This is a genomic window from Collinsella sp. TF08-11AT, assembly GCF_003437035.1.
GTDB lineage: Bacteria > Actinomycetota > Coriobacteriia > Coriobacteriales > Coriobacteriaceae > Collinsella.
On the sequence record NZ_QSRL01000001.1, the window covers coordinates 65,286 to 92,169 of the forward strand.

26 protein-coding genes and 2 tRNA genes are annotated in these 26,884 nt (G+C 61.2%); 2 read left to right on the forward strand and 26 right to left on the reverse strand.

Going from position 1 to position 26,884, the window contains the following annotated elements:
• Window positions 1-8: 8 nt before the first annotated feature.
• The 25 genes from rlmH to DXC79_RS00385 form a co-directional block, all read right to left on the reverse strand.
• Window positions 9-479, reverse strand: a complete 471-nt coding sequence (gene rlmH, locus DXC79_RS00270) for a 23S rRNA (pseudouridine(1915)-N(3))-methyltransferase RlmH (protein WP_117634272.1) — start codon at window positions 477-479, stop codon at window positions 9-11.
• A 6-nt stretch (window positions 480-485) separates the two neighbouring features.
• Window positions 486-1,424, reverse strand: a complete 939-nt coding sequence (locus DXC79_RS00275; protein WP_117634274.1) for an SPFH domain-containing protein — start codon at window positions 1,422-1,424, stop codon at window positions 486-488.
• A 388-nt stretch (window positions 1,425-1,812) separates the two neighbouring features.
• Window positions 1,813-1,899, reverse strand: a tRNA-Leu gene (locus DXC79_RS00280).
• A gap of 43 nt (window positions 1,900-1,942) precedes the next feature.
• Window positions 1,943-2,860 (reverse strand): TatD family hydrolase, encoded by a 918-nt coding sequence (locus DXC79_RS00285; protein WP_117634277.1) that lies wholly within the window; start codon window positions 2,858-2,860, stop codon window positions 1,943-1,945.
• Window positions 2,850-3,710, reverse strand: coding sequence for a 16S rRNA (adenine(1518)-N(6)/adenine(1519)-N(6))-dimethyltransferase RsmA (rsmA, locus tag DXC79_RS00290; RefSeq protein WP_117634279.1), 861 nt, complete (start codon window positions 3,708-3,710; stop codon window positions 2,850-2,852). Before rsmA ends, DXC79_RS00285 begins: the two co-directional genes overlap by 11 nt.
• 107 nt (window positions 3,711-3,817) lie before the next feature.
• Window positions 3,818-5,419: a methionine--tRNA ligase gene (gene metG / locus DXC79_RS00295; protein ID WP_117634281.1), complete on the reverse strand. Its 1,602-nt coding sequence runs from the start codon at window positions 5,417-5,419 to the stop codon at window positions 3,818-3,820.
• Window positions 5,420-5,488: 69 nt separating this feature from the next.
• Window positions 5,489-6,367: a 16S rRNA (cytidine(1402)-2'-O)-methyltransferase gene (rsmI, locus tag DXC79_RS00300; protein ID WP_117634283.1), complete on the reverse strand. Its 879-nt coding sequence runs from the start codon at window positions 6,365-6,367 to the stop codon at window positions 5,489-5,491.
• Window positions 6,368-6,373: 6 nt separating this feature from the next.
• Window positions 6,374-7,435, reverse strand: coding sequence for a glycoside hydrolase family 5 protein (locus DXC79_RS00305; RefSeq protein WP_117634285.1), 1,062 nt, complete (start codon window positions 7,433-7,435; stop codon window positions 6,374-6,376).
• A 391-nt stretch (window positions 7,436-7,826) separates the two neighbouring features.
• Window positions 7,827-7,899: transfer RNA gene (locus DXC79_RS00310), tRNA-Phe, on the reverse strand.
• Window positions 7,900-8,022: 123 nt separating this feature from the next.
• Window positions 8,023-8,307, reverse strand: a complete 285-nt coding sequence (locus DXC79_RS00315; protein ID WP_117634287.1) for a ribbon-helix-helix domain-containing protein — start codon at window positions 8,305-8,307, stop codon at window positions 8,023-8,025.
• Window positions 8,307-8,573: a hypothetical protein gene (locus DXC79_RS00320; RefSeq protein WP_117634289.1), complete on the reverse strand. Its 267-nt coding sequence runs from the start codon at window positions 8,571-8,573 to the stop codon at window positions 8,307-8,309. The genes DXC79_RS00315 and DXC79_RS00320 overlap by 1 nt, the downstream gene beginning before the upstream one ends.
• Window positions 8,574-8,631: 58 nt before the next feature.
• A complete protein-coding gene (locus DXC79_RS00325; protein ID WP_233502120.1) occupies window positions 8,632-8,991 on the reverse strand; it encodes a DUF192 domain-containing protein in 360 nt (119 codons plus the stop codon).
• On the reverse strand, window positions 8,988-9,464 hold the full coding sequence (locus DXC79_RS00330; RefSeq protein ID WP_117634293.1) for a TadE/TadG family type IV pilus assembly protein: 477 nt from the start codon (window positions 9,462-9,464) through the stop codon (window positions 8,988-8,990). Before DXC79_RS00330 ends, DXC79_RS00325 begins: the two co-directional genes overlap by 4 nt.
• Window positions 9,464-11,524, reverse strand: a complete 2,061-nt coding sequence (locus tag DXC79_RS00335; protein ID WP_117634295.1) for a hypothetical protein — start codon at window positions 11,522-11,524, stop codon at window positions 9,464-9,466. Before DXC79_RS00335 ends, DXC79_RS00330 begins: the two co-directional genes overlap by 1 nt.
• A 64-nt stretch (window positions 11,525-11,588) precedes the next feature.
• Window positions 11,589-12,125 (reverse strand): TadE/TadG family type IV pilus assembly protein, encoded by a 537-nt coding sequence (locus DXC79_RS10120; RefSeq protein ID WP_118098040.1) that lies wholly within the window; start codon window positions 12,123-12,125, stop codon window positions 11,589-11,591.
• Window positions 12,061-12,279 (reverse strand): hypothetical protein, encoded by a 219-nt coding sequence (locus DXC79_RS10125; protein WP_233502900.1) that lies wholly within the window; start codon window positions 12,277-12,279, stop codon window positions 12,061-12,063. Before DXC79_RS10125 ends, DXC79_RS10120 begins: the two co-directional genes overlap by 65 nt.
• Window position 12,280: 1 nt before the next feature.
• On the reverse strand, window positions 12,281-12,844 hold the full coding sequence (locus DXC79_RS09970) for a hypothetical protein (protein WP_147327459.1): 564 nt from the start codon (window positions 12,842-12,844) through the stop codon (window positions 12,281-12,283).
• Entirely contained in the window at window positions 12,808-13,041 is a 234-nt protein-coding gene (locus DXC79_RS00350) for a hypothetical protein (RefSeq protein WP_117634299.1), read from the reverse strand. The genes DXC79_RS09970 and DXC79_RS00350 overlap by 37 nt, the downstream gene beginning before the upstream one ends.
• A 10-nt stretch (window positions 13,042-13,051) precedes the next feature.
• Window positions 13,052-13,693, reverse strand: coding sequence for a type II secretion system F family protein (locus DXC79_RS00355; RefSeq protein WP_117634301.1), 642 nt, complete (start codon window positions 13,691-13,693; stop codon window positions 13,052-13,054).
• The gene (locus DXC79_RS00360) at window positions 13,690-14,616 is read right to left on the reverse strand and encodes a type II secretion system F family protein (protein WP_117634303.1); all 927 of its coding nucleotides are present in this window, start codon (window positions 14,614-14,616) and stop codon (window positions 13,690-13,692) included. The genes DXC79_RS00355 and DXC79_RS00360 overlap by 4 nt, the downstream gene beginning before the upstream one ends.
• Window positions 14,589-15,917, reverse strand: coding sequence for a CpaF family protein (locus tag DXC79_RS00365; RefSeq protein ID WP_117634305.1), 1,329 nt, complete (start codon window positions 15,915-15,917; stop codon window positions 14,589-14,591). Before DXC79_RS00365 ends, DXC79_RS00360 begins: the two co-directional genes overlap by 28 nt.
• A complete protein-coding gene (locus tag DXC79_RS00370; RefSeq protein ID WP_117628993.1) occupies window positions 15,914-17,563 on the reverse strand; it encodes a P-loop NTPase in 1,650 nt (549 codons plus the stop codon). Before DXC79_RS00370 ends, DXC79_RS00365 begins: the two co-directional genes overlap by 4 nt.
• Window positions 17,563-18,222, reverse strand: coding sequence for a Flp pilus assembly protein CpaB (gene cpaB, locus DXC79_RS00375; RefSeq protein ID WP_233502901.1), 660 nt, complete (start codon window positions 18,220-18,222; stop codon window positions 17,563-17,565). Before cpaB ends, DXC79_RS00370 begins: the two co-directional genes overlap by 1 nt.
• Before the next feature lie 252 nt (window positions 18,223-18,474).
• Window positions 18,475-19,428, reverse strand: a complete 954-nt coding sequence (gene rsgA, locus DXC79_RS00380; RefSeq protein ID WP_197032776.1) for a ribosome small subunit-dependent GTPase A — start codon at window positions 19,426-19,428, stop codon at window positions 18,475-18,477.
• A 472-nt stretch (window positions 19,429-19,900) separates the two neighbouring features.
• Window positions 19,901-22,582 carry a cation-translocating P-type ATPase gene (locus DXC79_RS00385; protein WP_117634309.1) on the reverse strand — a complete coding sequence of 894 codons (2,682 nt, stop codon included), beginning with the start codon at window positions 22,580-22,582 and terminating at the stop codon, window positions 19,901-19,903.
• Between the two features lie 442 nt (window positions 22,583-23,024).
• On the opposite strand from DXC79_RS00385, the gene pyk reads away from it, so the two are divergent.
• On the forward strand, window positions 23,025-24,485 hold the full coding sequence (pyk, locus tag DXC79_RS00390; protein WP_117634311.1) for a pyruvate kinase: 1,461 nt from the start codon (window positions 23,025-23,027) through the stop codon (window positions 24,483-24,485).
• 421 nt (window positions 24,486-24,906) lie between these two features.
• Window positions 24,907-25,980, forward strand: coding sequence for a hypothetical protein (locus DXC79_RS00395; RefSeq protein ID WP_147325191.1), 1,074 nt, complete (start codon window positions 24,907-24,909; stop codon window positions 25,978-25,980).
• Here DXC79_RS00395 and DXC79_RS00400 read toward each other — a convergent pair.
• Entirely contained in the window at window positions 25,977-26,825 is an 849-nt protein-coding gene (locus tag DXC79_RS00400; RefSeq protein WP_055250557.1) for a hypothetical protein, read from the reverse strand. The genes DXC79_RS00395 and DXC79_RS00400 overlap by 4 nt on opposite strands.
• Window positions 26,826-26,884 lie beyond the last annotated feature (59 nt).

Genomic DNA, 26,884 nt, shown 5'->3' on the forward strand with positions numbered 1-26,884 from the left:
TTGCCGACCTATTTGTGATACGGCTCGCCACGGCTAATCTTGCAGGCACGGTAAATCTGCTCTAGCAGCACTACACGCGCCAGGTTATGCGGCAAGGTAATGCGTCCAAAGCTGAGCATCTCGTCGGCTCGTGCGCGCACGTCATCGCTCACGCCGTCCGAACCGCCGATTACAAAGGCAATGTCGCTGCTGCCTCGCAGCATAAGATCGTCGAGCCTCGCCGAGAGCTCCTCACTCGAACGCTCCTTGCCCTCGATAGCCAGCAGGATCATATGCGCTCGAGACGGCAAGGCGGCAAGAATCGCCGCCCCCTCCTTGTCATGCGCGGCATCCACGCCGCCCGCCTTGGCCGGGTCGATATCGGCCACCTCGCGGATGTCCACCTTGGCATAGGCGCCCAGGCGCTTGGTGTACTCGGCACACGCGTCCTTCCAAAAGCGCTCTTTGAGCTTGCCAACACAAACGACGGTGTATTTCACGCGTGCCTACTCCTTCGAACCGTTTTGAACTTTGCCGGCGGTCAGCATCTGCTCGAACATAGAGGCCGACTGCGAGAAGTCGCTCGGCAACACGACCGTCGAGTTTTTGCCCGTACGTGCGAACTCCGTCATCATCTCGGTCCACTGCGTAAACATGAACAGCTGGTTGGCCTCGTCGTTACCGACGCCCGTCTCCTGGATGATCTCGAGCGAATCCTTGATGCCCAGCGCGATGGCCTTGCGCTGGTTGGCGATGCCCTCGCCCGCCTTTTCCATCGCCTCGGCCTCGGCGGTCGCCTCGGTGACGCGCTTGATGCGGTCGGCCTCGGCGAGCTCCTGCGCCGCAGCGCGCTTGCGCTGGGCGGCGTTGATGTCGTTCATGGAGTTCTCAACCTCGGTCGGCAGAGCGATCTTGGTAATGAGCGTCGACACGAGGGTGAAGCCGTAGGCGGCCATCTGCTCGGAAACGGTAGCGTTGACATCCTTGGCGATGTCATCCTTCTTGGCAAAGACCTCATCGAGTGTGTAGACGGGAATCGAAGAGCGCAGGGCATCGGTGATGAAGTCACGCATCTGGTCGACGGGCTCCTGCAGCATATAGTAGCTCTTGTAGATGCCCGAATCCGCCGGGCCAGCACCCATGTCATAGCTCACGTGATATTGAGCGGAGATCTCAAGGCCGATGGTCACGTTGTCCTGGGTCTTAACGTCGATGCCAAATCCGTTTTTCATGGTGCGTAGACTCACCGTGGCGGCCTTGCGGTCGATCACGGGTATCTTCATGTGAAAGCCCGCGTTGACGATGCGGTTGAACTTGCCCAGGCGCTCGATGATCACAGCATGCTGCTGTTCAACGACATAGCAGGCGTTGGGAAGCAGGAGCAGCAAGATGATGATGGGAAGTAGAAGGCTCGTAAGGGCAGCGGTGATACCGGATAACAGCATGGTCTCTCCTCTGATAGGCACACGTTGGGACTAGGATACCCGCACGAAGCAGCTGTGTAACACCAACAAGAGGACCCGTGGTCAAAAAAGACCAAATATGAGTACTGTTACCAGTTTAGTAACAGCGTATTTGGGTCAAAATCGCCTCTTTGAACCCGAAGTCTATCGAAATTACTTCATTTCGTCTCATGATTGAGTCAAATTAGCGTACATCTGTTGCGTAAAATGAGCAAAAATGGCTTCGTGAAATGTCTCTATTTTCGTGCCAGTACTCATATTTGCCACTTTTTGACCGCAGGGGCATCTACCGCGCGAAATCGATAGGTCAAATCTGCCAAAAACGGCCCGTAACAAAAAAGCTCCCATTGCTGGGAGCTCTTTCATTCAATGGTGCGGGCGAAAGGACTTGAACCTTCATGGGGTTGCCCCCATACGGACCTGAACCGTACGCGTCTGCCAATTCCGCCACGCCCGCGTGCAGGAATTAGAATAACGGAGCGCCACCGTGAACGCAAGAACTATTTTTGAAAAAGTTTGCAAGCATTTTCCCAAGCGGCTTGCGCGATTGTTTCGGCGTCCTCACCAGTGCGATCGACACGGTCGTTGACCAGCGTGTTTGCCGTGATTGAAATCATTGCCGGCTCGCACTCAAGACCTCGAATGGGCTCCGGCGCCATATACGGGCAATCCGTCTCGAACAAAATGCGATCGAGCGGGGTCGCCGCAAATGCCTCGCGCACGTCATCGTTGCGCTTAAAGGTGGCCGCGCCGCCATAGGCGATATAGCAGCCCAAACCCACAAAGCGCTCCATCGTGGCGCGGTCCTCGCCAAAGCAGTGCAGCACACAACCGGCCTGGGGCACGCCCACCTCACGAAGCACGTTGTAGGCGTCCACGTGCGAGGTACGCTCCTGGTCCGTGTCCTCGTGACGCAGATGCAGCTCCACCGGCACGTTACGGCACACGGCAAGCTCGAGCTGGCGCGCCATGCAGTCAATCTGCACGTTATGGGGCGCCGGCGCGATATCGTCGTCATAGTCCATGTGGTAGTCCAGGCCGATTTCGCCAATACCTGCGCATAAGGGGTCATCGAGTGCGGCAACGACCTGTGCGTGAACATCGTCGGTATAGTCCGGCGCGCCATACGGATGCACGCCGGCAAGATATTTAATCTGCGGAATATTCTGCATTGGCAGAATCTCGTGCGTTAGCCAGTCGCTATAGTCCGCCACACTGCGCTTATCGGCAATGGGGTCGAAGATCGTCACCAACAGGTCGACGCCCGCGGCTTTAGCGCGCGCGAGCGTCTCGGGCACTTCCTTGCCCCAAAACGAAAGCAGGTGCGCATGAGTGTCAGCAAGCGGCGCCAGCGGCTCCGGACAGGCGACCGTTTTCTTTTTCTTGGTAAACGTCACACGTTCGGCATTAGGCATCATGGATGAGCTCCTGGGCCAGACGGACAAAGTCGGCAACATCGAGTGTCTCGGCTCGCGTGGTCGGCGCGATACCGCAAACCTCAAAGGCGGCATCGAGCACGTCCTTGGCAAAGCCGTTAGCACTCATGGAATTGCGGATAGTCTTGCGACGCTGAGCAAATGCGGCGTCAATCACACGGGCTACAAACTCGCGATCGAGTCCTTCGGGCACCACGCCTTCAACGCGGTCGATGCGCACGACGGCTGAGTCCACATGCGGCGCCGGCATAAAGCAGCGCGGCGGCACCTCAAAGCGACCCGTCACCTGCGTATACAGGCCGAGCTTTGCCGTATAGCCGCCATAGGTCTTGTTGCCCGGCGTCGCGGCAATGCGATCGGCAACCTCCTTTTGCACCATGACGACGGCACGCTTGAGCGCGGGCATCGTCTGGAAGAACTGCAGAATGATCGTCGCTGCCACGTTATAGGGCAAGTTCGCGACAAATACCGTGGGCTCGCCGCCAGCAGCCTGCTCAATCTGCTCCGGGTCCACCTTGAGCGCATCGCCCATAATAAAGCGGAAGTTGGCATAGTCGGCGGCATGGGCATCGAGCACCGGTTCGAGCTCAGGATCGGCCTCAATGGACGTAACGCACGCCGCTTCCTGCAGCAACGCAAGCGTGAGCGTGCCAACACCCGGGCCAACCTCGAGCACGCGCTCATCGCCCGCAAGCTCGGAAAGTTCGCAAATGCGCTCAATCACATGGTTGTCGATCAGGAAGTTCTGGCCCAGGCGATGCTTGGTCGCAAGGCCAAACTCCTCCAGCAGCTCCCTTGTTGCCGTGGGGTTTGCCAAAGGCGAAGTTGTCATAGTTGCCTCCTTAGCATGGTGGCGGCGTCTCGAAGCAAAAGGGCATGGACCGTTGCGGCCATGCCCTTACACCTAAACTGCGAATTGCCGATATGGCGCGCGGCGTCTTAACCCAGACGCGGGAACAGCGGCTCGCCCTTCTCGACGGGAGCGCCGCCGGCAAGCAGACCCCAAGCGCAAATGCCCTTGAGATCGTCGCTTGCGGCCTCGTCCTCGCAGGACAGACGGCGCAGGGCCTCGGCAGAAGTCTGAGGCATGAGCGGCATCAGCAGGTGGGCGGCGATGCGGATAGCTTCGAGCAGGTTGTAGATCACAAACGCGAGCTCGTCAGCCTTGGCCTCGTCCTTGGCAAGCGCCCAAGGCTCGGAGTCCTCGATGTAATGGTTGGCGGCGTGGATGAGCTCCATGACCTCGTCCTTGGCTCCACCGTAATCGAGCACGTCCATCTTGGCCATATAGCGCTCAACCAGGCCATCGGCAATCTTTGCCAGCGGGTTGTCGAACGCATCGAACGATGCGGGCTTGGCGGGCGCGCAGCCGTCAAAGTACTTGCCGCTCATGTTGAGCGAACGCGAGATAAGGTTGCCCCAGCTGTTGGCCAGGTCGGCGTTGTAGACCTGCTCCATGCGATCGAAGCTGATGGCGCCGTCGGTGCCGGGCACCACGTCGGTCATGAAGTAATAGCGATAGCCCTCGACACCCAGCATGTCGATGACGTCCTGCGGAGCGATGGCGTTGCCGCGGCTCTTGGACATCTTCTCGGCCTTGCCGGTCTCGGCGTTGCGCACGGTCAGGAAGCCGTGGGCAAAGACATGCTCGGGCAGGGCCTCGCCGATGGCCATGAGCATGGCGGGCCAAATGACGCAGTGGAAGCGGATGATGTCCTTGCCCACGATGTGGAACTGCGCGGGCCAGCGATAGGCCAGCTCGGCACGGGCCTCGTCGGTGTCGACACCGTAGCCGACAGCCGTCATATAGTTGAGCAGGGCGTCGAACCACACGTAGGTCACGTGGCCCTCATCAAACGGAACCTGAATGCCCCAGTCAAAGCTCGTGCGGCTCACGGAAAGATCGTTGAGGCCGCCCTCGACAAAGCTGCGCACCTCGTTCATGCGGAACGCAGGCTCAACAAAGTCGGGGTGCTCGTCATAGAGCTTGAGCAGCTTGTCCTGGAAGGCGGAAAGTTTAAAGAAGTAAGACTCCTCCTGCACGCGCTCAAGCGGACGGTGGCAATCGGGGCACAGGTGCTGACCGACGCTGCCGTACTCCTCGTCACCCTTCTGGACCTGCGTATCGGTGAAGTAGGTCTCGTCGGGCACGCAATACCAACCATCGTAGCTGCCCTTATACAGGTAGCCGGACTCCTTCATGCGCTCCCACAGGTACTGTACGGCATGATGCTGGCGCGGCTCGGTGGTGCGGATGAAGTCATCGTTGGAGATCTCGAGCTTGTTCCACAACTCCTTGAAGTGCGGAGCCTGGCTGTCGGTCCACTCCTGCGGCGTCATGTTGTGCTTGGCTGCAGCCTCGGCGACCTTCTCGCCATGCTCGTCCATACCGGTCAGGAACTTGACGTTGTAGCCGGCAGAGCGGCGATAACGAGCCTGGACGTCGGCGATGATGGTGGAATAAGCCGTGCCCAGGTGCGGATCGGCGTTGACGTAGTAGATGGGCGTCGTGATAAAGAACGAAGGCTTGCTTTGATCCATGGGGTTAGTCCTCCAGAAAAACGTTGCATACAGGGGATGATTCTAGCGCAAGGGCTGGATATCCTCCATCTATTGCATATCGAGCACCATGGCATAGACATCGCGCTTGCGGCGCGAATACTTCTGAGACAGGCGCTTGGCCACCGCAGAGGCGGGCTCCCCCTCCTCAAGCGCGGCGCGGATATCCTCGCGCAGGGCCTCGTCGGGATCTGCCGCCGCAGCGCCAGCCGGCACGATGCCGGCCTCCTCGTCCTCACTCGGCGGCGCGATGACCAGCGCAATCTCGCCCTTTACCTCGCCACGAGCACGCAACTCCTCGGCAAGCTGGGCGGCGGGCCCACGCAAGACCTCCTCGTGTAGCTTGGTGAGTTCGCGGCAGACGGCAACCTCACGCTGGGGAAAGACCTCGGCCACAGCCTCGAGCGTCGCCACGATGCGATGTGGAGACTCGTAGAAGATGAGCGCGCCGGGCACCACGGCAAGGCGCTGCAGACGGCGCACGCGGTCACCGTGCTTGCGGCCCAAAAAGCCCTCAAAGAAAAATTGCTCGCAGGGAATGCCGGACGAAACGAGCGCCGTGACGCAAGCAGAGGGCCCGGGGATAACTTCGACGGGTACATCGGCCTCACGCGCTGCCTCGACCAGCGCCTGGCCGGGATCGGACACGCTCGGCATGCCGGCGTCCGAGGCAAAGGCGAGGGTTTCCCCCGCCAGCAGACGGTCGACCAGGCCGGCGGCGCGGCTGGCGATCACATTCTCGTCGCAACGGACAAGCGGCTTGGAGATACCCAGGTGCATTAGCAGCTTTGACGTCACACGCGTGTCTTCGCAGCAGATGGCATCGGCGGCGGCAAACGCCTCGCCAACGCGCGGGGACAGGTCTCCCAAGTTGCCGATGGGTGTGCCGACCACATAGAGTTTGCCCGTATGGGCGCTGTTTTGCGTCATATCAACCTATTCAATCATGCCGCGCTCGAGCGTACCGAGCGCCGCGCGGGCATCCCATGCCGCAATACGCTTCTCGGTCTTCCACGTTTGGAAGAACCAACCAGCAGCCGGCGCAAACGATGCCAGCTGATTGGCGATGAACACGCGCTCGTAGGCATTGCGGCCCTCGGGCGTAACCGACGAGTTGGCAAAGATCGCCGCACCCGACCATTCGCCCACCAGCACGGGGAACCCCGTCGAAATCGCTTCTTTAAGCTCGCGCTTGTTACGCGAAATCGCCGTCGTCAGCCCGCGGGGGCTCGTGATGTCGAGTGCATACTCGTCACGGTAATGGTACAGGTGAAGGTCCATGTAGACGTTCTTGTACTTGGTGCCGCGCATAAAATGCTTCCACTCGCTGGGATACCCCGAAGACGAGAAGACGACGATTTTATCCTCGGGCATATACGAACGGACGAGCTCGTAAGCATCGCGATAGAAGTTGCGCAGGTAGTGAGCAGGAATGCCATCCGTCATGGTAAAGAGGCTCTTGCGGACGCTCATCTGCGGCGTGTCAAGCAGCTCAATGCCCAGCAGGCTCTCGGCCTCACCGTAGCGATCGGCCAAACGCTCGAGCACGTCGAGTGCGACATGGCGGCCGTTAGTGGACGAATGCCACTCGGCAACAGCCTCCGGCGTGGTGGGCGAATCGTTGGAATCGCCCTGACCACCGGGCACAGTTGCCAGGTCAAGCAGCACGCGAATGTTGTACTTGGCAGCCCACTCAATCGCGCGGTCGATGTAGTCGACAACCGAGATGTAGGAGGCATCGGACTCCTGTGAGCCAAAGGCATACCAAGGCACCGGCAGGCGCACGGCGTTGAGGCCGATCTGCGCCATACGGCGAAAATCGTCCTCGCTCACAAACGTCTCGTAATGACGGCGCATGCGCTCGTTATAGGCGGCGGTGCCCATGGCCTCCTGTAGCTCAGCCGCGTTGGATGCGCCGGTCGCCGCATACAGCGACGGGGTCACCCAAGGCTCGGGAATAAACCAGCCAGAGAGATTAACGCCGAGTATCCTCTCCATCACTGCCCCCTTCGGATCGTGCAGGTCGAGCCCGCATCGTATTGCATAGGAAAAGTATCGTTTTGAGTATACCCGCGCGTGCGGACAGGCGACCGAATGGTCTGAAAAGTGACGCAAAAGCGGGAGGAATGTCTGGGATGCGCTTTCCGCAGGGGACTACATAAAAGAAAAGGATCCCTTTGCAGAGGTCCTAGTCAATTCAAGGTGGCGGGGAAGGGAATCGCGTCCGCGCGCTGCGCGGACGGACCGCTGCGGCGCTTGCGCGCCTTGCGAGCTGCGCTGGCAAACGCTTACGCGTTTACTCAGCTCCGCGCCCTCACGGGGTTCGATTCCATGTGGGGTCTGCATAAAAGAAAAGGACCCCTTTGCAGAGGTCCTGGTCAATTCAAGGTGGCGGGGAAGGGAATCGAACCCCTGACACGAGGATTTTCAGTCCTCTGCTCTACCAACTGAGCTACCCAGCCATTTGAGGTGTGCCTTGTTTCAAGGCTTGATTAGTATAACCAAGGACGCGTTCCGGTCAACCGAGAATTTTAAAAAAGTTTTTGAGCACAGCCTCAGTTCTATAAATCGGCACGTCAGAGGCATCAGCCGGCAGCAAGAAGTTTTTCACTCAGAGCCGCACGGGCAAACTCACTTGGCGTCATCCCCTCGGCAGCCGCCCGTCGACGAATGGCCTCCTTCATTCCCAGAGGAATCTTGACCGACAGCGTTGCCGTCCCCTCACCTGAGAGTGGGGGCCGTCCATGCACAATCCCGCCAACGGTGTGTTCGCCATCCGGAAACTCTCCGCGCTCGTACGACTTGCACCACGCGTCAATCATTTCATCCGTTACAACCTGACCATTAGCGGCCGTATACGTCTTGCCCATCATCGACCCCTTTGCCGAGTCTGTTCAATCTCCTGCCAAAATTTCTTCTGGACTGGAGACAAGGCATGAATGATAAGCCACCCACGGACAAGCTCGACCGCGACAAGCTCCACGCTTCGTCCGTCTGGGAGCCATCCAATCGCAAGCCATCTCGGCGGCTCGTCCTTCGACTCGCGACGAATGCACTCAGTAACCGCAAGCCAGGCGCTAAGCACCTGCTTTTCCGTCAGGTGCTTTTCAGCGTTGGGATGGATCTCAACATCCATGCATCTTCTCCTCCATCTTACCCAATTTCGTATGACGAAAGTCCGCTGTCGCCAATTCTTACGCCGGCACTTGTTGGAGGGCAGGGAGCGAGGCGAGGATTGAGGGACGTTCCAGTACGGCCCAGGCGCACGGGTGAGAGCACATGCGCCACGGACGGACGTTTTCATAGCGTGCGAGGATGTTGCCGTTGCGGTCGATAAAGGCGATATCGATGGGATAGGCCATAAAACACGTGTGGACCGAGGAACAGTGCGGAAACGCCATGACGAGCGGCAGGCCGTTGGCGGCAACCGGACGCCGTCCCAGCATGCCGAGCAGGCGCACGACGAACGACTCCGCCACCGCAAACTCGGCCGGCGTCCAACCCAGCCTGTTGAGTGCCCGCGCGTAAGCGATGTAGGACGAGACCGCGGTCACATGACCACCCCCGGACGCCATGGATCGACCGTCACCGCGCGCTCGTGCGACAACGTTGTCGGCGCCCCCAGCGGAACGCCAGCGATGCTGAGAGAAGTCGGCCACGGCTCATAGTGCATGGTGCAGGTGTAGGTCCTAAACGTACCGGATAGGGAGAGCAGGCCACCATCCGATTCCTCCGCGCCTTGCTCGCTCGACACTTCGATCTGCAAGTCATAGCCTTCCATGGCATTCAGAATTTGTGTCTGAACCGTCGCCGAGGCATCGGCAGAGCTTTCGTCGCCCTCCCCCTCCGACGCCACGGCGTGCGCCAACACGATGTCGGGCACCACGCGGTCGAAGCGCGCGACAGCGCTGGCAAAGATCATGACGTTGTACACGATGAGTGCCAGCACCAGCAAAACGGGCGTAACCACTGCCATCTCCACCGTCGCTTGGGCGCGCTCCTCACGCAGACGCATGCGGATACTCATTACGACCCACCGCCCAGAGCACCAACCAGCGTGGCGACATCGACGGTGAGTGGGATGGAGCCGCCGCCGGGCAGAGGAATCTCCGCAAGCGTGAACACCGTACCGCTAATGGTGCGTTCGACTTGATATTCCAACGCCTCGCAAAGCGCCTTGGGATCGGTCACGCCCAACGGAATACCTCGCAGCTTGTCTTGCGCTTGAGAGAGACCAGCAATGTCAGACCCCGGACTCTTAATGACGTTGGCGGAATCGGTCAGCACCGGCTTTCGCAGGCGCAAGTCGCACGGTTCCAAACCCAGCGCCGCCACGGACGCCGAAACGGTATCGCCGAGCCACGATGCGATGGAGCCCAACGCGCCGCCGCCCCCTCCTAGGTCTTTAATCATCTCGTCCATAAGTTCGTCGGCCGAACCTTGGATATCACCGTATCCTACGAGCAGCCGTCCCCAAACATCCATGACGCCGTCGAGCACGCCGGCAACGCCGCCCGAGCGTTCCTTCAATGTCGAGAAAAATCGCGAAAGCACGTTGTTTTGCGCCGTCGCCTCATCGGGCGCCAGCACCGCGGCAGAGATGGCACCGCGACTGCCAAGCTCAACCGCCGTGTTAAACGAGGAGTTAAGTTGATCGGGGCTGGTCATATCGCCCGAAACCGCAAGGGCGACCACGCCGTTGCGACCGGGCGGCGCGATACGCGGACGCTCACCCGAAAGCGCTTGAATGGCCTGATCGAATGCGCTTCCCGCGCGATCGGCCTCGCCTTCGGTCTGTCGCTCGAGCTCAAGCTCTTTGTTGCGGCATTCGGCGTAGTCTTCCATGGCGTCTTTGAACTTGTCAAAGTGATACTCGAAGCCGTTTTCGATCGATGTAGAAGGAGCGGCGACGGCACCCAGTGTCTTGACTCCAAAATGGCAGCGGTCGCATGCTTCTCTCCCGTCAAAGTCAGCAACCGATGACAGTCCTCCCGGCGCTCCCTTTTTATAGTTTGGGCAGCCAGTTCCATAATGGATGTACGTCTTGCCGTCATTGCTGCTCGTCGGCCACGCGGCATCGGTATAAAGATCGCTCGCCCTGACCTCGTCCGCATTGCGCGGCAGCAGCGGCAGGTCCGCGACGACGCTCGTGCCGTCGTCCACGATGGAGGCACGCCCGAGCTCTTCACCGGCATACCGATAGAACGCCTTTCGAGCGGCAGACTCCGCCTGCATCTCAACACTGATGCCGAGCGGTTTCTCATTTGCCAGGCGCTGACGGTAATATGTTCTCGCTCGGTCAAGCGCCACCTGGGGCTCCCACGTGACGCTCGATGCGTAATGTGGGTTGAGCTCGCCCGGCAGCGACGCCAGCTTCTTCGCGCGCTCCCACATGCACGAACGGCTACCAATCGTGCCCTTGTCCGACCCGCCGCAGTCCGCAAGCCAGGCGCGCTCTTTTGCTTTCGCCGTATCTTCAGAAGCCTCCTTCAACTTTTTGGCTGCGAGCTCTAAATCATCTGACGTGTCTTTAATAGCATCGGTCGAGATCTCGGACCCCTCGAGCGCAACGAAATCGGACTCGGATGTCCTGGGCACGGCAAGCGCCGTACCGGTATAGCTCACGCTATCGGTATCCTGCGCCGACACCGCCTGTGTAGCTCGCGCGGCAACCAGATACGGCAGAGCCGTCTCGATTTTCTGTAAGCCTTCCGATGCGCTTTTGGCAAACTTGTTGCGCGTTTTAATGATCCCAATCCCGGTGTCGACCATATTGCCAGCAACCGGCTCGGCACCCGGGATGAGGATGGCGACCAGGCCCGTCCCGATCGTGGCAAACCCCGCCAGCCCCAGACTCAAGATACTCGCATCAACCACCGTGGCAGCCGTGTGATAGGACGACACTACGTTGGCACCCGCCAGCGCGCCGCTATCGGCCGCCATCTGGGTATCCCCGGCACGCGACATGCTCCATATCGCCGCGGTTGACGAAAACAACAACGTGAGCACCACTAGGATGACCACGGCAGAGGAAAGCGTGGTGTAGGCACCGTCTTCGATAAACAGGTCGACACCGGCTCGACCCATAAAGCCGCCTCGTTTGCGATGGCAGCTCGGACGGCGCGTCAAAACGCGTCTAGACCAGAAACGCTTAATCCCATGCAGCAATCCACGAATCATAATCTCCCTCCAGCCATTCGGGACGCGATTGATACGAGACATTGACCTTGAGCTCAACGTAGCCGCCCTCGGCTGTACCACCCATAGCCTGCGCAAACGCACCGATCACAGGCAACGGCTTGACCTCGCCGGAAACGGACACGGACGAGACGCCACCCGCACCGGCCCGGCCAAGCTCGATATCCCACGACAACGGCCCGCCGGCATGAAAGATCGAAACGTTGGGCACTGCGGCAAGCCGGCGGCGGGTGAACTCCTTAAGATCATCGTCCTCCGCCGTCGTCGTGGTCATGAGCCGCGCGGTCTCGGCGGCGGCAGACTCCATGACCGCGCGCGTATAGAGCAGGCACACCGGTTGCAGCGCGAGAAGGATGAGCGTCAGAAACGTCGGCAGCAAAAAAGCGGCCTCGACCGTAGACTGCGCCCGGTCCTCACGCGCGATATCAATACAACGCGATGTCCTTAGCGCCCGCAGCGGCGTCGATAACCGACGTCGAGGCAACGCCACGGGATGCCGCCCGCTCGACCAGCGCCGCCAAGCGCCCTTCGGTGCCAGCACGCCAAAGTCCCGCGATCGCCAGCACGATGGAAAGCAGCGCCACCGTGACGATAGCGTATTCGACCGTCGCCTGGGCAGATTCCTCGCGCAGGACGTCATGCATTTCACGACCCCTCCTTTGAGTTCGATGCCTGCGGGCTCAGGCGGATCACGCGCAGGCGGCACGAGGCATCGCCGACATCCGCAGCAACCGTCACCATATCGACCCAGCCGCGTCCATCGCGCACGATGGCGCCCCATACGTTGCCCTTAATATCGAGATAGCCGCTCAGGGTGAGCTGGGCCGTTGGCACCTCGCGGTAGGCGCGTAACATATCCGCCGCTGCCTCGGTCATCGGTCGGTCCTCGGACCATGCAAGCCGGACCGCAATCGCGTTGCCCTCAGGCGAATCCGTCGCAGTGGCAGACCGCTTGTCGAGCGTCCGCAGAAAGGTTTGCGCCGTGACAGCGACATCCGAATCGTCCGCATCTCGCGTCTCATCTTTTTGAGACGCCACCGCCGAATCTGAGCCCGAGTCGAAGGCGGCCCCAGGACGCTGCTGCCGCGCGGCGTTAAGCCCCCAAAGCACCGCCGCTATTGCCACGATCAGGCAAGCAAACACCAGCAGCACCCCGACGGGGCGCTCGCCCTCTACAGGCTGTTGATGCCCTCGCTGATCGCATCCCATAGCTCTTTAACCTTGCCTTTAAATGCAACGATGGCAATAATCGCGATCACCACAAGCACGCCCACCAAAATGGCGTACTCGGTGGTACCCTGCGCGCTCTCCTCCTGCAACAGTTCCCTGGCATGCTGGCGAGCGCGGATCGCCCGGCAAAAAGCCCAGTTCCAAGCCTTGTCAGCAACTTCGACCATCGTGTTCATGTATTCCTCCCTACATCATCCCGCCTGCTCCCAGCAGCGGGCCCAATATGGACAGAAGCAACGCCGGCAAGATGAGCGTGCCGGTGGGAATCAGCAGCTTGACGGGCGCACGCTCGATCTCGCGCTCAACCGCGGCGCGATGAGCTGCACGGATCTCGCGACTTTGAGCGGCCAGCGTCTCGGCAAGTGGGGCACCCAGGGCGAGCGCCTGCCCCACCGTGATGGCAAAGGTCTCGAGCGCTCGCACGTCCAGGTCGCGCGCGGCGGCCAACAACTCGTCCTCACGCGTGCCCACGCCCACCTGCCACGCCATGCGGGCCCGCTCAAGGCGAAGAGCCAGCACTGACCGGCAGTTGGCGCAGAAAATCTCAAGCGCCGCATCAAACGAAAGACCGGCCGAAAGACCCAAGCGAACAACATCGATCATCTCGGACACTTCGCCGAGCGACACTCGCGCCGGGCCGCCCGCCCCAACCGCGCCCTTCACTCGCGCGGTCAGGGCATCGGCCACCGAGCGACCCGCAGCAGCGACCAGCACTGCCTCGCGCTTGCAGGTACCTGCGATCTTGCGTGCATCCGCCCGATCCAAACCCGTCGCGACAAATACACTCAGGGCGCACAGGCAAGCCGCAACTGCAACCGGGGCGCTCATAGCTCCACCCGCATAATGCGCCGGATAACCACCAGGGCAACGGCGTTGAGGGCAAGACCCAGCACCACAGCGCCCGCGCCGGCAGGCGTCGCAAGACCGCGACGAAAATCTGCCGAAAGCAGCGCCAACACCGCGCACATGCCCGCCGGCATCGCCGCGACCATATGCGCAGACATGCGAGCCTGCGACGTCTTAACATCCAGGCGGCGCTTGAGCTCAATGCGCTCCCCCACCATGCTCGACGCCTCGGACAGTAAGTCGGCAAGCGGAGCGCCGGTGCGCTGAGACACCTTAAGCGCCAAGGTCACAAGCGAAAGACCGGGGGCGTCGATACGCACGAGCAAGTCATCGAGCGCGTCGGTCGCCGAGATGCCGCAATCGATCGCCGCCGCCACCCGCAAAAACTCGGTATGCACTGGCTCTTGCGCATGAGCGCCCACAAAGCGCATGCCCTGGGCCAGCGAATGTCCCGAGGCAAGCGACATGGAAAGTGCGGTAAACGCCTCGGGCATTGCCTCTTCTGCATCGTGTTGCTCGCGCCGGCTCTCAAAGCCATCCCAAGCGGCACCAACGGCAAACGGAGCAACAAGTCCCGAGGCAAATCCGAGGGGCGATAACGACACCATCGTTAGTAAAACGCAGCAGACACCGCTCGATAGCAGCAGAAACGCCAAACGTCCCGAAGCATCTTCGATCACGAGGCCAAGGCGATGCGCCGGAGCCAGCGATGCCCACGAACGGGCGATCTTTTTCAGCAGATCGTTTTCCACCAGCTCACGCGGCAGCTTCTCTGCCACCGTCTCGAGCGCCTGACGTGCCAGCTCCGCCGGCGGTACCTGCGGCACACGAGGTTCCACTCCGCACGCCGTCGCGACAGAAAGCCCTGCCAAGCCCCCTACGACGAGGGGCACAGTGATCTCCATTCGTCCACCTCCTCTTGTGTGAGCGTCCCCGACCGCAGGCCTTCTGCGATAAACGGCGGCTCGCGGTCAAGCGTCCAGGTGCGCTCGGCGGCATCGAACGTCACATAGCGCTCGAGCTCTACGCCACCCGATGCGGCGCGTCGCACCCCCGAATACGAGGAGACGAAACGCCTGCCATCGGCGTGGCGCTCGGACATCACGATGCCGTCGAGCGCCATGGCAATCTGCTCCTCGATGAGCTCGCTCGGCAGATCGATGCCATAACGTGCAAGCAACGTCAGACGCACCACGGTCTCCTGTTCTGAACCCGCATGAAGTGTGGTGAGCGACCCGTCGTGGCCCGTGTTCATGGCCTGCAACATGTCGCAGCACTCGGCACCGCGCACCTCGCCCACCACGATGCGGTCGGGGCGCATGCGTAGGGCATTAGTTACCAGGTCGCGGATCGTCACCGCGCCCTCGCCCTCAATTGAAGCCTCGCGCGCCTCTAGGCGCACCACGTGCGGATGATGCGCAAACTTGAGCTCGGCAGAGTCCTCGATCGTCACGATGCGCTCGCCGGTGGAAATCTCACATGACAACGCGTTGAGCAGGGTGGTCTTACCAGATCCCGTGCCTCCCGCAACCGCCAGGTCCTGTCGCAGCGACACCGCACACGACAGCAGCTGCGCATACCAAAGCGGCAGCGATCCCAACCCCACGAGCTCGTCCAGCGAGCAGATACGGTCCGAGAACTTTCGGATGGTGAGAATCGGTCCGTCAATCGCCACAGGCGGAATCACCGCGTTGACGCGATAGCCCGTTTTGAGGCGGGCGTTGACGATGGGGCTGCGCTCGTCGATACGGCGGCCAAGTGGCGAGATAATGCGGTCGATAAGCACACGGATCTGCTCATCATCCTCAAACGCATGCTCGATGGGGTACAAGACGCCGCCGCGTTCAAAGAAAGCCGAGCGGCAGCCGTTGATCATGATCTCGGTAACGGTGTCGTCCTCGATGAGCGGCTGCAACGGCCCCAAGCCCACCACGTCATCCAAAATCTCGTCGATGATGGTCTCGCGCTCGGGCGTCGCGAGATCGGTCGGCTCCTCAACATTGAGCGCCGCCTCCACCGCAGGACGCAATTCCGAGCGGGCAAGTGCCGGGTCGATATAGGCGCTGATACGCGCCACTTCGTCGTAACCCATGCGGTCCATCACGGCGCGCTTGGTGCGTCGTTTCACGGCGCGGCGACGCCCCACATCTACAGGCGCTGCCGCCGCCGCAGCGCCGGCAGCCTTAATCCTCGTTTGCAGGCTCATCGCTGATCACCCTCGCGCGACCAGGGAAGGCGGATACGTGGGCGTTCGGTGCGCGTTGCACGGTCGGCGACCATATCGCTCCAAGGGCCGACGGCGCACCCCAGTTCCACGAGCATCTCGCGCGTGGCCTCGCGCACGCTAGTCGCAAAAGCGCTGGTCTGCCCCACTGCCTCGTCAGCGCGCCCAAACGCCATGAGCGCGGCGAGATCCTGCCCGCCATCGGCGATACGAATCTTGGAGCTTAACGCACAGGCAATCTCAAAGCGCATGGCGACGTCCTCGTCTGCCCCGCGCGCACCGAACCGGTTGAACACGGCGCTCATGCGCGTGCGCGGCACACCTACTCGACCTGCCAGTTCAATGACGCGCGATGCCGATGCCGCGGACGACACCGCCGCATCGCCAACGACCAGGCAACGGTCGCTCGCCGCCACCGCAGCCGCCACGGCGTCGCCCCAAAAGACCGAGGTATCGATAAAGACCACGTCGGATTCGCGACGCAGAACATCAAGCAGTAGCTCCACCGGACGTGCCATGAGCTCGGCTTGCTCGGGCGCCGCGACGGGACCCCAGAGCGTAACGCCCGGCGCCACGCGCATCGAAGCGGCTACGATATCCGGCTCGGTGAGCATGCCCGCCGCCGACGGCTCGATAAGTGCCGCCATATCGCGCGGAGCATCGACGCCTAACAAGTCGTAAAGGTTTCCAAACATCAGGTCCAGGTCGAGCACGGCGGCACGCAAGCCCAACAGCGACGATGTGTGTGCCATGGTGGCAACGATCGTCGACTTGCCGCAACCGCCCGAACCCGAAATAGCGCAGATGACTGGAGCTCGATGCGGCGGAGCGGTAGCGTCTGCCGGAGGCATCGGAGGCGGCGGGGCGGGCGTCGGTGACAGCGTCCCCGTCTCCCCCGCCGCAACCACGTGCTGCGTCCAAGCCGGCATGGCTGCTTGTTCGGTCTGCGAGGCAGGCTCGTTCTGCGCAATCTGCTCATGCTGCATCAGCGACAACTCGCCGCACCCGGCAAGGCCCTCAACTTCGTCGAGTTCATCCGCCAGATTCACGCCGTGCACGTATCCCATATCTACTGCCGGGGAGTCGCCAGCATGCTGCGCCGGCCCTCCAGCGTCATCGTATACAAGGGGGTTCCGGGGGCGCCGACCATGCTCGGCTTCCGCTTTTCCATAATCATCAACACGCGGGCCTCTTGTAGCGCGAGGCGCCCCGGGTTCCCTATCAACAAAAGCATCGGGCTCAATCGTCATGCGCCGATCGGAATCAACCGCTCCCTCGCCCGCGCGCCCGTTGCCGCATATACTGTGTGCAGCGATGACCTCGGTCGCCCCCGCGCGAAACAGCCCCTCGATATCCGACGGATCGAGCGCTTCTATCAACACGACCACGCGACTCACGCGGCCTTCGGCCGTCAGGCGCGCAACAGTCTTGCGCACATCTTCGGTATCAAACAGAGACGCCGCGATGATGGCAGCCCCGCGGCGCGACGGAAACGCCCGCGCCATGGAAACCAGCCCGTCCAGGTCACCCACGCGAAGCACCTGTGCACCCGCATCACGGCCCTCGACTTCCCGCTGCAACAGCCCGTAATCGCCGCACGCGCAGCACGCAAGCCAGATCGCCTTCATCACTCGTCGCCTCCGCTCTTTTTGCCGCGCGCCGTGGCGGGAATCGTCAAGCTGACCGTTCCCTTGCCCGAGGCTCCCAGCAGTTCCTTGACGTCTTCGGGGTCAGCCGCCAGCGTCACCCATTCGATCTTGCCCTCGCGCGTGGCACCGGAATCCTCACTGGTATCGATCACGTACGCGCCGCACAGCCGATCGGTCACGCTGTCTTTTTGCACATACACATCCACGTAGCTGCCCACGCCCGTAGCACCGCCGACCGAGTGCTCGGCATCGACCGCCACCGAAACGGCGACCTTGCCCTTAGGCACCTCGAGCTTGCGGCTCTCGGCCTTGGTGTAGACATTGCAGATCACGGCGTTTTTGGGAATACGCGAAGTCGTCACGTCGCCGCGCACCTGGCGCAGCTCGGTCGCCGCGTCACGCGGCAGCAGGCTCGTCAGCCATTCCTGGGTTATGACATTGGTCTCATCGAGGGTCTCGCCCACATCGATATCGCGCGCCGCGACGCATACCTCGACGTGATCGCCACCGTACTTGGCCAAGGTCTCAGCCTGGACCTGTTCGGCTTGCGAGCGGATCGACGAGCCGTAAACCATGCAGAGCAGAGCAGCGAGCACGCCCGCGACCAGACTGATGGCGATGCGCTTGCTCTTGTTCACGGCCGCTCCTCTCATGGCAGTGCCGGGCGAATGCCCGTACCACCATTGTCTGAGCGGTCAGAGTGCAAAGCGGCGCAATCGCAATCTTGGTTTTCGATGTCAAACCAATCGCTGACCAAAAGCTGACCAGCCCGTCAAGCTCGTGGCAAGGTTTTGGTCAGCACGTCAGCAAACTGCATGTTTCGAGGCTTTTCCGCAGCAAAAAAGCCGTCTCCCGAACAGTTGGGAGACGGCTGTCATAGGAAAAATCAATTACAGATGGACATCGGGATCGAGCATTTGAGCGCTCACGCGCATGGATGACGCCAGGTTTTGGAACGTTTCCAGACGCAGGCTATCGATCTGCCCGGCGTCCTCGGCCTCGCGAACGGCGCAGCCCGGCTCATGGACATGCGTGCAATCGCCAAACCGGCACGCGCGCGATGCCTCGACAATCTCGGGGAAAGCGCGCGCCAGACCCCGCTCGTGACCCACGAGCGGCAGGCTGCGCAGGCCCGGGGCATCGGCGATCACGCCGGCGTCGCCCGGCAGTGCCACCATCACGCGCGCGACGGTAGTGTGACGGCCCTGATCGTCGCGTTCGCGCACACCGCCGGTCGCCAACGTATCGTGGCCCAGCAGCGCATTGAGCAGCGTCGACTTGCCGGCACCCGACTCGCCCAGAATCATGGCGCAGCTCCCGGCGGGCACGCAGGCACGGACCTCGTCCAGGCCGCGGCCCTCGGCAGAGGACGTCACGATCACGCGCACGTCCGGACCCACCAGGCGGCGCACGCGGTCCAGATCGCGCTCGAGTTCCTCGGCATCGCAGCGGTCAGCTTTGGTGAGTACCACCACCGGTTCGGCATCGCAGTCGAGCGCCAACACCAGCGAGCGCGCCACGCGGTCGAGCAGCACCTCGCCGGCACCGAGCGCCTGCACGATTAGCACGCTATCCACGTTGGAGCAGAGCACCTGACGCTCCCCGCGGGCACGGCCGCGCCAACGCTCAAAGCTCGTACGGCGCGGCAGTACGCATTCAATCACGCCCATATCGTGCCCGGGAGCGCGGCGCACCGCCACACGGTCGCCCACGGCAGGCAGCAGGACCTCGTCCTCGCCGCGCGACTTGGCAAACCCCACGGCATGCTCGGCGCGGAAGGTATCGTCGGCAGTCGCCACCAGCGGAAACCCGCGATCCAAGCGCACCACGGCGCCAAGCTGCATCTGCTCGGGCTCCTCGGCATGTGCACAAAAATCATCAAAGGCAGTCTGCTGGGCTTCATCGACCGGCAGGTCATCAAACGCCGGAACGTCCTGCAGCGCGTCGAGTCCCGGCACGCTCGCCAGCAGCTCCTCGGCAGACGCGGGAGCCTCGGTCGCGAGCTTCCGACGACGATCGCGCTTAGCCCGCGCTCCCGTCGTCTTTTTCTTCGCCTTAGCCTTCGCCTTGCCCACAGATGCCTCCCAGCACAAAACCACACAACTGAGCAGGTATTTTACCCACAAAAAAGAGTCGGTCGAGCAAGTGCTCGACCGACTCACATACTTTCCCTCAGCTAATGGTCCCGAGAGGTTATCCGAAGGCCCGCCCGCCGGGAGGGGTTTCTTCCGAGCGATCCCACAGCGCGAAGCGCGAGGACCAGCGAAGAAGAAACCCCGCAGGCGGTCGGGCCGGTGGGAAGGACGGCCTTTCGACCTACTCCTTTTCGACCGCGCGCATGATCGCCTTGTAGATCTCCATCAGCGGGATGATCAGGAAGGCCAGGCCCAGGGCAGCGACAACGCCCTTGAGCTCAAGCGTCACGGGGCCAAAGAACATCTCGGCAAGCGTCGGCTGCACGGTCACGATCACCGTCAGCACCAGTGCCAGCGCGGCGGAAGCCCACAGCCACTTGTTCTGCTTCTTCATGGTGAACAGCGACGCACGACGGCTGCGCATATTGAAGCAGTGGAAAATCTCGACCATGTTGAGCGTGATGAACGCCATCATCACGCCTTCCTCGTCGGCATTGCCGGCGATCATATCGGCGATGTGGATGTAGCCCATGTCAAAGTACACGCCCACAAAGAAGCTCGCCAGCACCAGCGCGGTGATGATTAGGCCCTGGACCACGCAGTCCAGACCCATATGTCCGGCAAAGACACCGTCCTTGGCGTTGCGCGGCTTGCGCTTCATGATGTCGCCCTCGGCATCCTCCATGCCCAGCGCAAGCGCGGGGAAGCAGTCGGTGACCAGGTTCACCCACAGCAGCTGCACCGGCTGGAAGATGGTAAAGCCGATGAGCGTGGCGATAAACACCGAGAACACCTCGGCAAGGTTGGCCGAAAGCAGGAACTGGATGACCTTGCGGATGTTGTCGTAGATGCGACGACCCTCTTCGCAGGCGCCGATGATGGTAGCGAAGTTGTCATCGGCAAGTACCATGTCGGCGACGTTCTTGGTGACGTCGGTACCGGTGATGCCCATACCAACGCCAATGTCGGCGCGCTTGATGGACGGGGCGTCGTTGACGCCATCGCCCGTCATGGCCACGATCTGGTCGCGCGACTTCCAAGCCTCGACGATGCGTGTCTTGTGCTCGGGCTGGACGCGGGCGTACACGCCGTAGTCCTCGATGTGCGCGTCGAGTTCCTCGTCGCTCATGCGATCGAGGTCGGCACCGGTGATGGCCTGGCTGCGATCGGCGACGATGCCCAGCTGCTTGGCGATGGCCACGGCGGTGTCGATGTGGTCGCCCGTGATCATGACGGTGCGGATACCGGCGTCGTGCGCCTCGTGGATAGCGTCGGCCACCTCGGGACGGACCGGGTCGATCATGCCGGACAGGCCACAGAAGACCAGGTCATGCTCGAGCGCAGCGGGGCTGCAGTCGTCGGGAACCTCGGTGTAGGTGCGGCTTGCCAGCGCCAGTACGCGCAGGGCCTCGTCGGCCATGGCCTTGTTGGCCGCCACGAGCTCGGCGCGGCGCTCCTCGGTCAGGGGGACGACCTTATCGCCCTCGTAGATATGGGTGCACAGGCCGATCACCACGTCGGGCGCACCCTTGGTGTACTGCTCGTACTCGCCATCCAGGGTCTCGACGACCACGGACATCATCTTGCGGCCCGAGTCAAACGGGGCCTCGCCCACGCGCGGATGCTCGGCAGTCAGGCCAGTGAGGCCCGCCTTGCCGGCGTCGTTGACGAGCGCGCACTCAGTCGGCTCGCCCACGGCCTCGCCCAGCTCCTCGTCCCACTGAGCATCGGAGCACAGCGCCATGCCGGCCAGGAACTTCTCCTTGGGCGCAGCGAGCTCGTGCTTGACGACGGTCATCTTGTTCTGGGTAAGGGTACCGGTCTTGTCGGAGCAGATGGTCTGCGTGCAGCCAAGGGTCTCGACGGCAGAGAGCTTGCGGATAATCGCCTGGCGCTTGGCCATCTTGGTCACGCCGAGCGAAAGGACGATGGTCACGACGGCGACCAGGCCCTCGGGAATGGCGGCGACGGCAAGCGAGACGGCAACCATAAAGGTGTCGAGCAGGGCAGTCGGGTCGGTGAGGACATTGCCCACGCCGTGGCGGAGGATGTCAACGCCAAAGATCACGACGCAGATGACGATCACCATAATGGTAAGGATGCGGCTGAGCTCGGCGAGCTTCACCTGCAACGGCGTGAGCTCCTCCTTGGCCTCGGCCAGGGCGCCGGCGATCTTACCCATCTCGGTGTTCATGCCGGTGCCGACCACGACGGCGCGGCCACGGCCGTATACCACGGTGGAACCCATGTAGCACATGTTCTTGCGGTCGCCGAGCGGCACGTCATCGGTGCCCGCGGCAAGCTCGATCACGTTGGCGTGCTTCTCTACGGGCACGGACTCGCCGGTGAGCGCGGCCTCTTCGATCTTCATCGTGGCGCTCTCGAGCACGCGGCAGTCGGCCGGGACGGAGTCGCCCGCCTCGAGCATGATCACGTCGCCGGGCACGAGCTCGGCGCTCGGCAGGTGCACGAGCTTGCCGTCGCGCAGCACCTTGGACTGCGCCGCACTCATCTCCTGCAGGGCCTCGAGGGCCTCCTCGCTCTTGGCTTCCTGGACCACGCCCAGCACCGAGTTGACGATAACGACGAACATGATGATGGCAACATCGGCAAAGTCGGGCTCGCCCTTGACCATGCCCGTGAGCGCACTGATGACGGCGGCAACGATCAGCATGATGACCATGGGGTCGGCCATCTGCTCAAAGAAACGCTTCCACAGCGGCGTCTTCTCGGCTTCCTCGAGCTTGTTAGGGCCTGTCTTGGCAAGGCGCGAAGACGCCTCGTCGTTGCTCAGGCCGAGGTTCTCATCGACACCTTGGTCGCTGAGCACCTCCGCCGCGGCGGACAGGTATTCCTTTTGCATATAGAGTCCCCTCCTGGGATTCGGGCCACTCAGCAGATTGATGCCCGATCATAATTCCCAGGAGAAGGGCAAGGGCTCATCAAGGCTGCCGTGCTGAGCGGCAGTTGATAGTGGAGCTATGGTACCCCAAAGCGACGCGTCTAGCCAAAACAATCGGTTTGGAAATATGGTCCGCACGCAACGGTGCAGACCGTGTGATGCTCAACATTGGTAAAACGTTTTTTCTTCGGCACATCGCCAAACTGACATATCGCCCAGATAGCAGCGGTTGGAGTGGTTGGTAAAGATTTTCCATATACCGTTTTTCCCGCAAAAAATGAACTTCCATTTCGGCATACGGTCGATTTTTTGGGGTATTCGGTCGGCATTTCGTTATAATCATCTCGGTTTTATTTCTTATGGTTTATCTATCAGCGCAAGACGATGTCAGATGGAGGTCTGAATGTACAAGCGCACTAAGATTGTATGCACCATGGGTCCCGCCTGCGATAGCGACGAGACCATCCGCGAGATGATCAAGGCGGGCATGAACGTCGCCCGTTTTAACTTCTCGCACGGCTCCTACGACGAGCACCACGGTCGCATCGAGCGCGTCCGCCGTATTTCCAAGGAGCTCGGTCTGCCTGTCGGCATCCTGCTCGACACCAAGGGCCCCGAGGTCCGCACCGGCCTTCTGGTCGACGGCAAGAAGGTTGCCGTCAAGACCGGCGATAAGATCGTCGTCACCGCTCAGCCCACGTCCGAGGATTTCCACGGCACCGCTGAGCACATCTCCCTCGACTACCTGGCTCTGCCCTCCGAGGTCGAGAAGGGCTCCCTCATCCTGATCGATGACGGCCTGGTTGCCCTCGAGGTCGAGTCCGTCAGTGGCCAGGACATGACCTGCGTCGTTAAGAACGACGGCCTGATCGGCGAGCGCAAGGGCGTCAACATGCCCAACGTCAACATCTCGCTGCCCGCCATCACCGAGCGCGATCGTCAGGACATCCTCTTTGGCCTGACCGAGAACATCGACTACATCGCCGCTTCCTTCATCCGTGACGGCGAGTCCGTCCGCGGCATCCGCGAGCTTTGCCGCGAGAACGGCGGCGAGCACGTGACGATCTTCCCGAAGATCGAGTGCGCCTTGGGCGTCGAGAACTTCGACGAGATTCTCGAGGCTTCTGACGGCATCATGGTCGCCCGTGGCGACCTGGGCATCGAGATCAAGCCCGAGCTCGTTCCGCACATCCAGAAGGAGATCATCGCCAAGTGCAACGCGGCCTACAAGCCCGTCATCACCGCTACGCAGATGCTCGACTCCATGCAGCAGAACCCGCGCCCGACGCGCGCCGAGGTTGCCGACGTTGCTAACGCCATTTATGACGGCACCGACGCCGTCATGCTGTCCGGCGAGTCCGCTGCCGGTAAGTACCCGGTCGAGGCCGTCAAGATGCAGGCCAGCATTGCTCTCGAGACCGAGAAGTACCTCCCGGCCCACGCTCCGCTCGAGGTTCCGGCCGATGCTCACGGCACCCGCGTCGTCAACAACGTTGTGGGTATGTCCGCTGTGAACATGGCCACCACCGTTGGCGCCAAGTGCATCACCGTGCCGACGACCACCGGTCGTACCGCTCGCCTGATCTCGCACTTCCGCCCCAACATGCCGATCTGCGCGTTCTCCCGCCACGAGTGGGCCGTCCAGCAGATGATCATGTACTGGGGCGTTATCCCGCACCAGGCCGAGATTACCCAGGGCACCGTCAACGGCACGATCGTCAAGGCGATCGAGACCGCTAAGGAGCTCGGCTACGTCGAGGCTGGCGATTTGACCGTCGCTACCGCCGGCGATCCCCGCATGAGCGTCCAGCTCGAGGACAAGGTCTCCTCGACCAACGTCGCTTACGTCGCTCAGGTGCGTTAAGTCGTACTTGCAAGCATGTTTGCATTGCAAAGGGCCCGGAAGGCTTCGCCTTCCGGGCCCTTTTTCTGTGTCAATGCCGGCACACGGCAAAACACGCACCCATTTCTTTACCAAAAGCGCGAAATCCACCTTTCGAGGCCCAAAAATAAAGTCCCAAGCGCTAAAAGTGTTCGCCCGATGGCGAAACCACACCTTACCCGACGCTGCTAAATCGTTTTAGCAAGAGCCAGATCGACCGCGTTTTCGGAAGTATGCGGCAAATTCTGAGACCTCCGAGCACACCCCGTTTTTTCGCAACAAAATGCCTGATAAACTGGCCTCAAAAGCCAGGTCTGCTCACAGGGTTCAGATTTTGCCGCATACTTCCGAATTGACGCTGGCATCGCACGGTCCAAAAGCACATTTCGACCAGGAGGATATCATGGACCTGACGCTATGCGGTCAATCCGCTTTTTACTATCACTGTATCCCGCCGCAGGTATTAGGGCTTTACCCCGCCATTAGCCTTGGCAATATGGATCGCAGATGTTGCGGCCTCGGAAGTCATGCAGTTGTAAAAGACCTACTTCACGCACCGCTTCACAGGTTTGTATTCACTCGAGCACAATCCGGGTCGCGAAGCCTGTTTAAATCGCACCTCCTGACCCAAGAGCCGCCTCCCGGATCGTTTAGGCAAACTGAACATGGATTTGATGTCACGTCGCCCGAGTTTACGCTGCTCAGCCTTGCTACGCAGGTCTCACGCAACCAGCTACTCATGGCTTGCTACGAGATGTGCGGCTCCTTTGCAGTGTTTAAGCCCTGCGAGCGAACGCAACAACATCTTGATGAAGCTATTTCGCTTAAGCTCATTCCACCCAACTGCTGCTGGGAGCGTGTTGTCGACACCAAGGGCAATGACACCAATTTGTGGAAGCGCCCGCCGCTCCTCAGCGCGGCGGATATCGCCGCGTTCGCCAAGCAGGCTGCAGGCCTGCGCGGCGTTAAACAACTGCGCTGGGCGGCCGAGCACATGACGGGGCAGACCGCCTCGCCCTTCGAAGTACAGGCCTCTATGCTTGTCTCGCTCCCCCGCAACGAGGGCGGCATGGGCATCAACATCGCAAACAACGTGCGCATCCCACTCAGCGACGCCGCGCGCTCACTGTATGACAAAACCTGCTGCTACGCCGATATCCTCATAGAGAGCAACACCGACAGCATGGGCGTCATCTTGGAATGCCAAGGCCGCTCCGCCCACGATGGCGAAGCCGCAAGTCTCTCCGATGCCGAGCGCACCACCGCCCTCACAAGCATGGGCTATGACGTTATCCAGATAACCTATGAGCAAATCAAAGACACGAAGAGCTTTAACAACATCGCCGAACTCATCCATAAAAAGGCAGGGCTCCCCTACATCCCAAAGACCGATCAGAAACGCACCACCGAAGATGCCCTGCGGCGGGAGCTATTGGTCGATTGGGATGAGCTGTTCGCCGTCAAGCCGGCCGGCTAGCAGCTAGCGATCAGGGGGACTGCGGGAACGTCAGAAGCAGCAACGCGAGCCGCAAATCCCGCCTCGGTCAGCTCGATGACCTCGGTAAACGTTGCATCGAAAAACTCCTCGGTTAGCAGGCGATACGGCGGATGATCGGGCTCGCCGGGGTTTTCGCGTACAATCTCGTGCATGACGCCGATAGTCTTGAGCACATATTCTTTATGGATGGGATACTGCCCAAAACGCGTCGCAGCGGTATAGAGGCGATCGGTCGCACGCGGAATGGAAACGATGCCCAGCGTCTTGCCAAACCAGTCAAAATCGCCCTGCTTTTTAATGCGGAATTCCTCGCACGGCTTGCCGCCGTGTGCTTCCAGATACTGGTTCACACGCGTGTTCCATACCGTGTCGGCCACCAGATGCGACCAGACGCCCAGCGTTAAATCGAGCAGCGACTGCGCCACATCTTCGGACGCAAGCGAGAACTCACAGGCGCCGGGACCGACAACCGGCTCGGCATCCCTGTAGCGCTGAGGATAGTGCACGCGGTTCAGTCGCTCGCGCTCCTCGACAATCGAGGTAGCCTCAGCAGGTTCGCCCGCGGGTGCGCCTTTAAGCAGCGGCGTCACATAGGTATCCCAGAACTCGTGCTCGCGTGGTTTGGGGATAGGCTCGGGCTTAGCAAAGTGCGTGATGCGGTACGGGATGGGATCGGCAATGCCGGGAACCATGTAGCCCACAAAGATGTCCGGAACCACGCAGCCAAACAAAAAGGCATTGCGGTCGCGCACGCTATCGGCAAGCACGCTAGCACGTGTCAGCAAGCGCTCCGTTTGAGCGATATGAATGTTCCAGCTTGGCATAGCAACCCCCATAAAAAACCTGGATAACTATACCATCACGGCAAAGCCGCGCGGGCGGC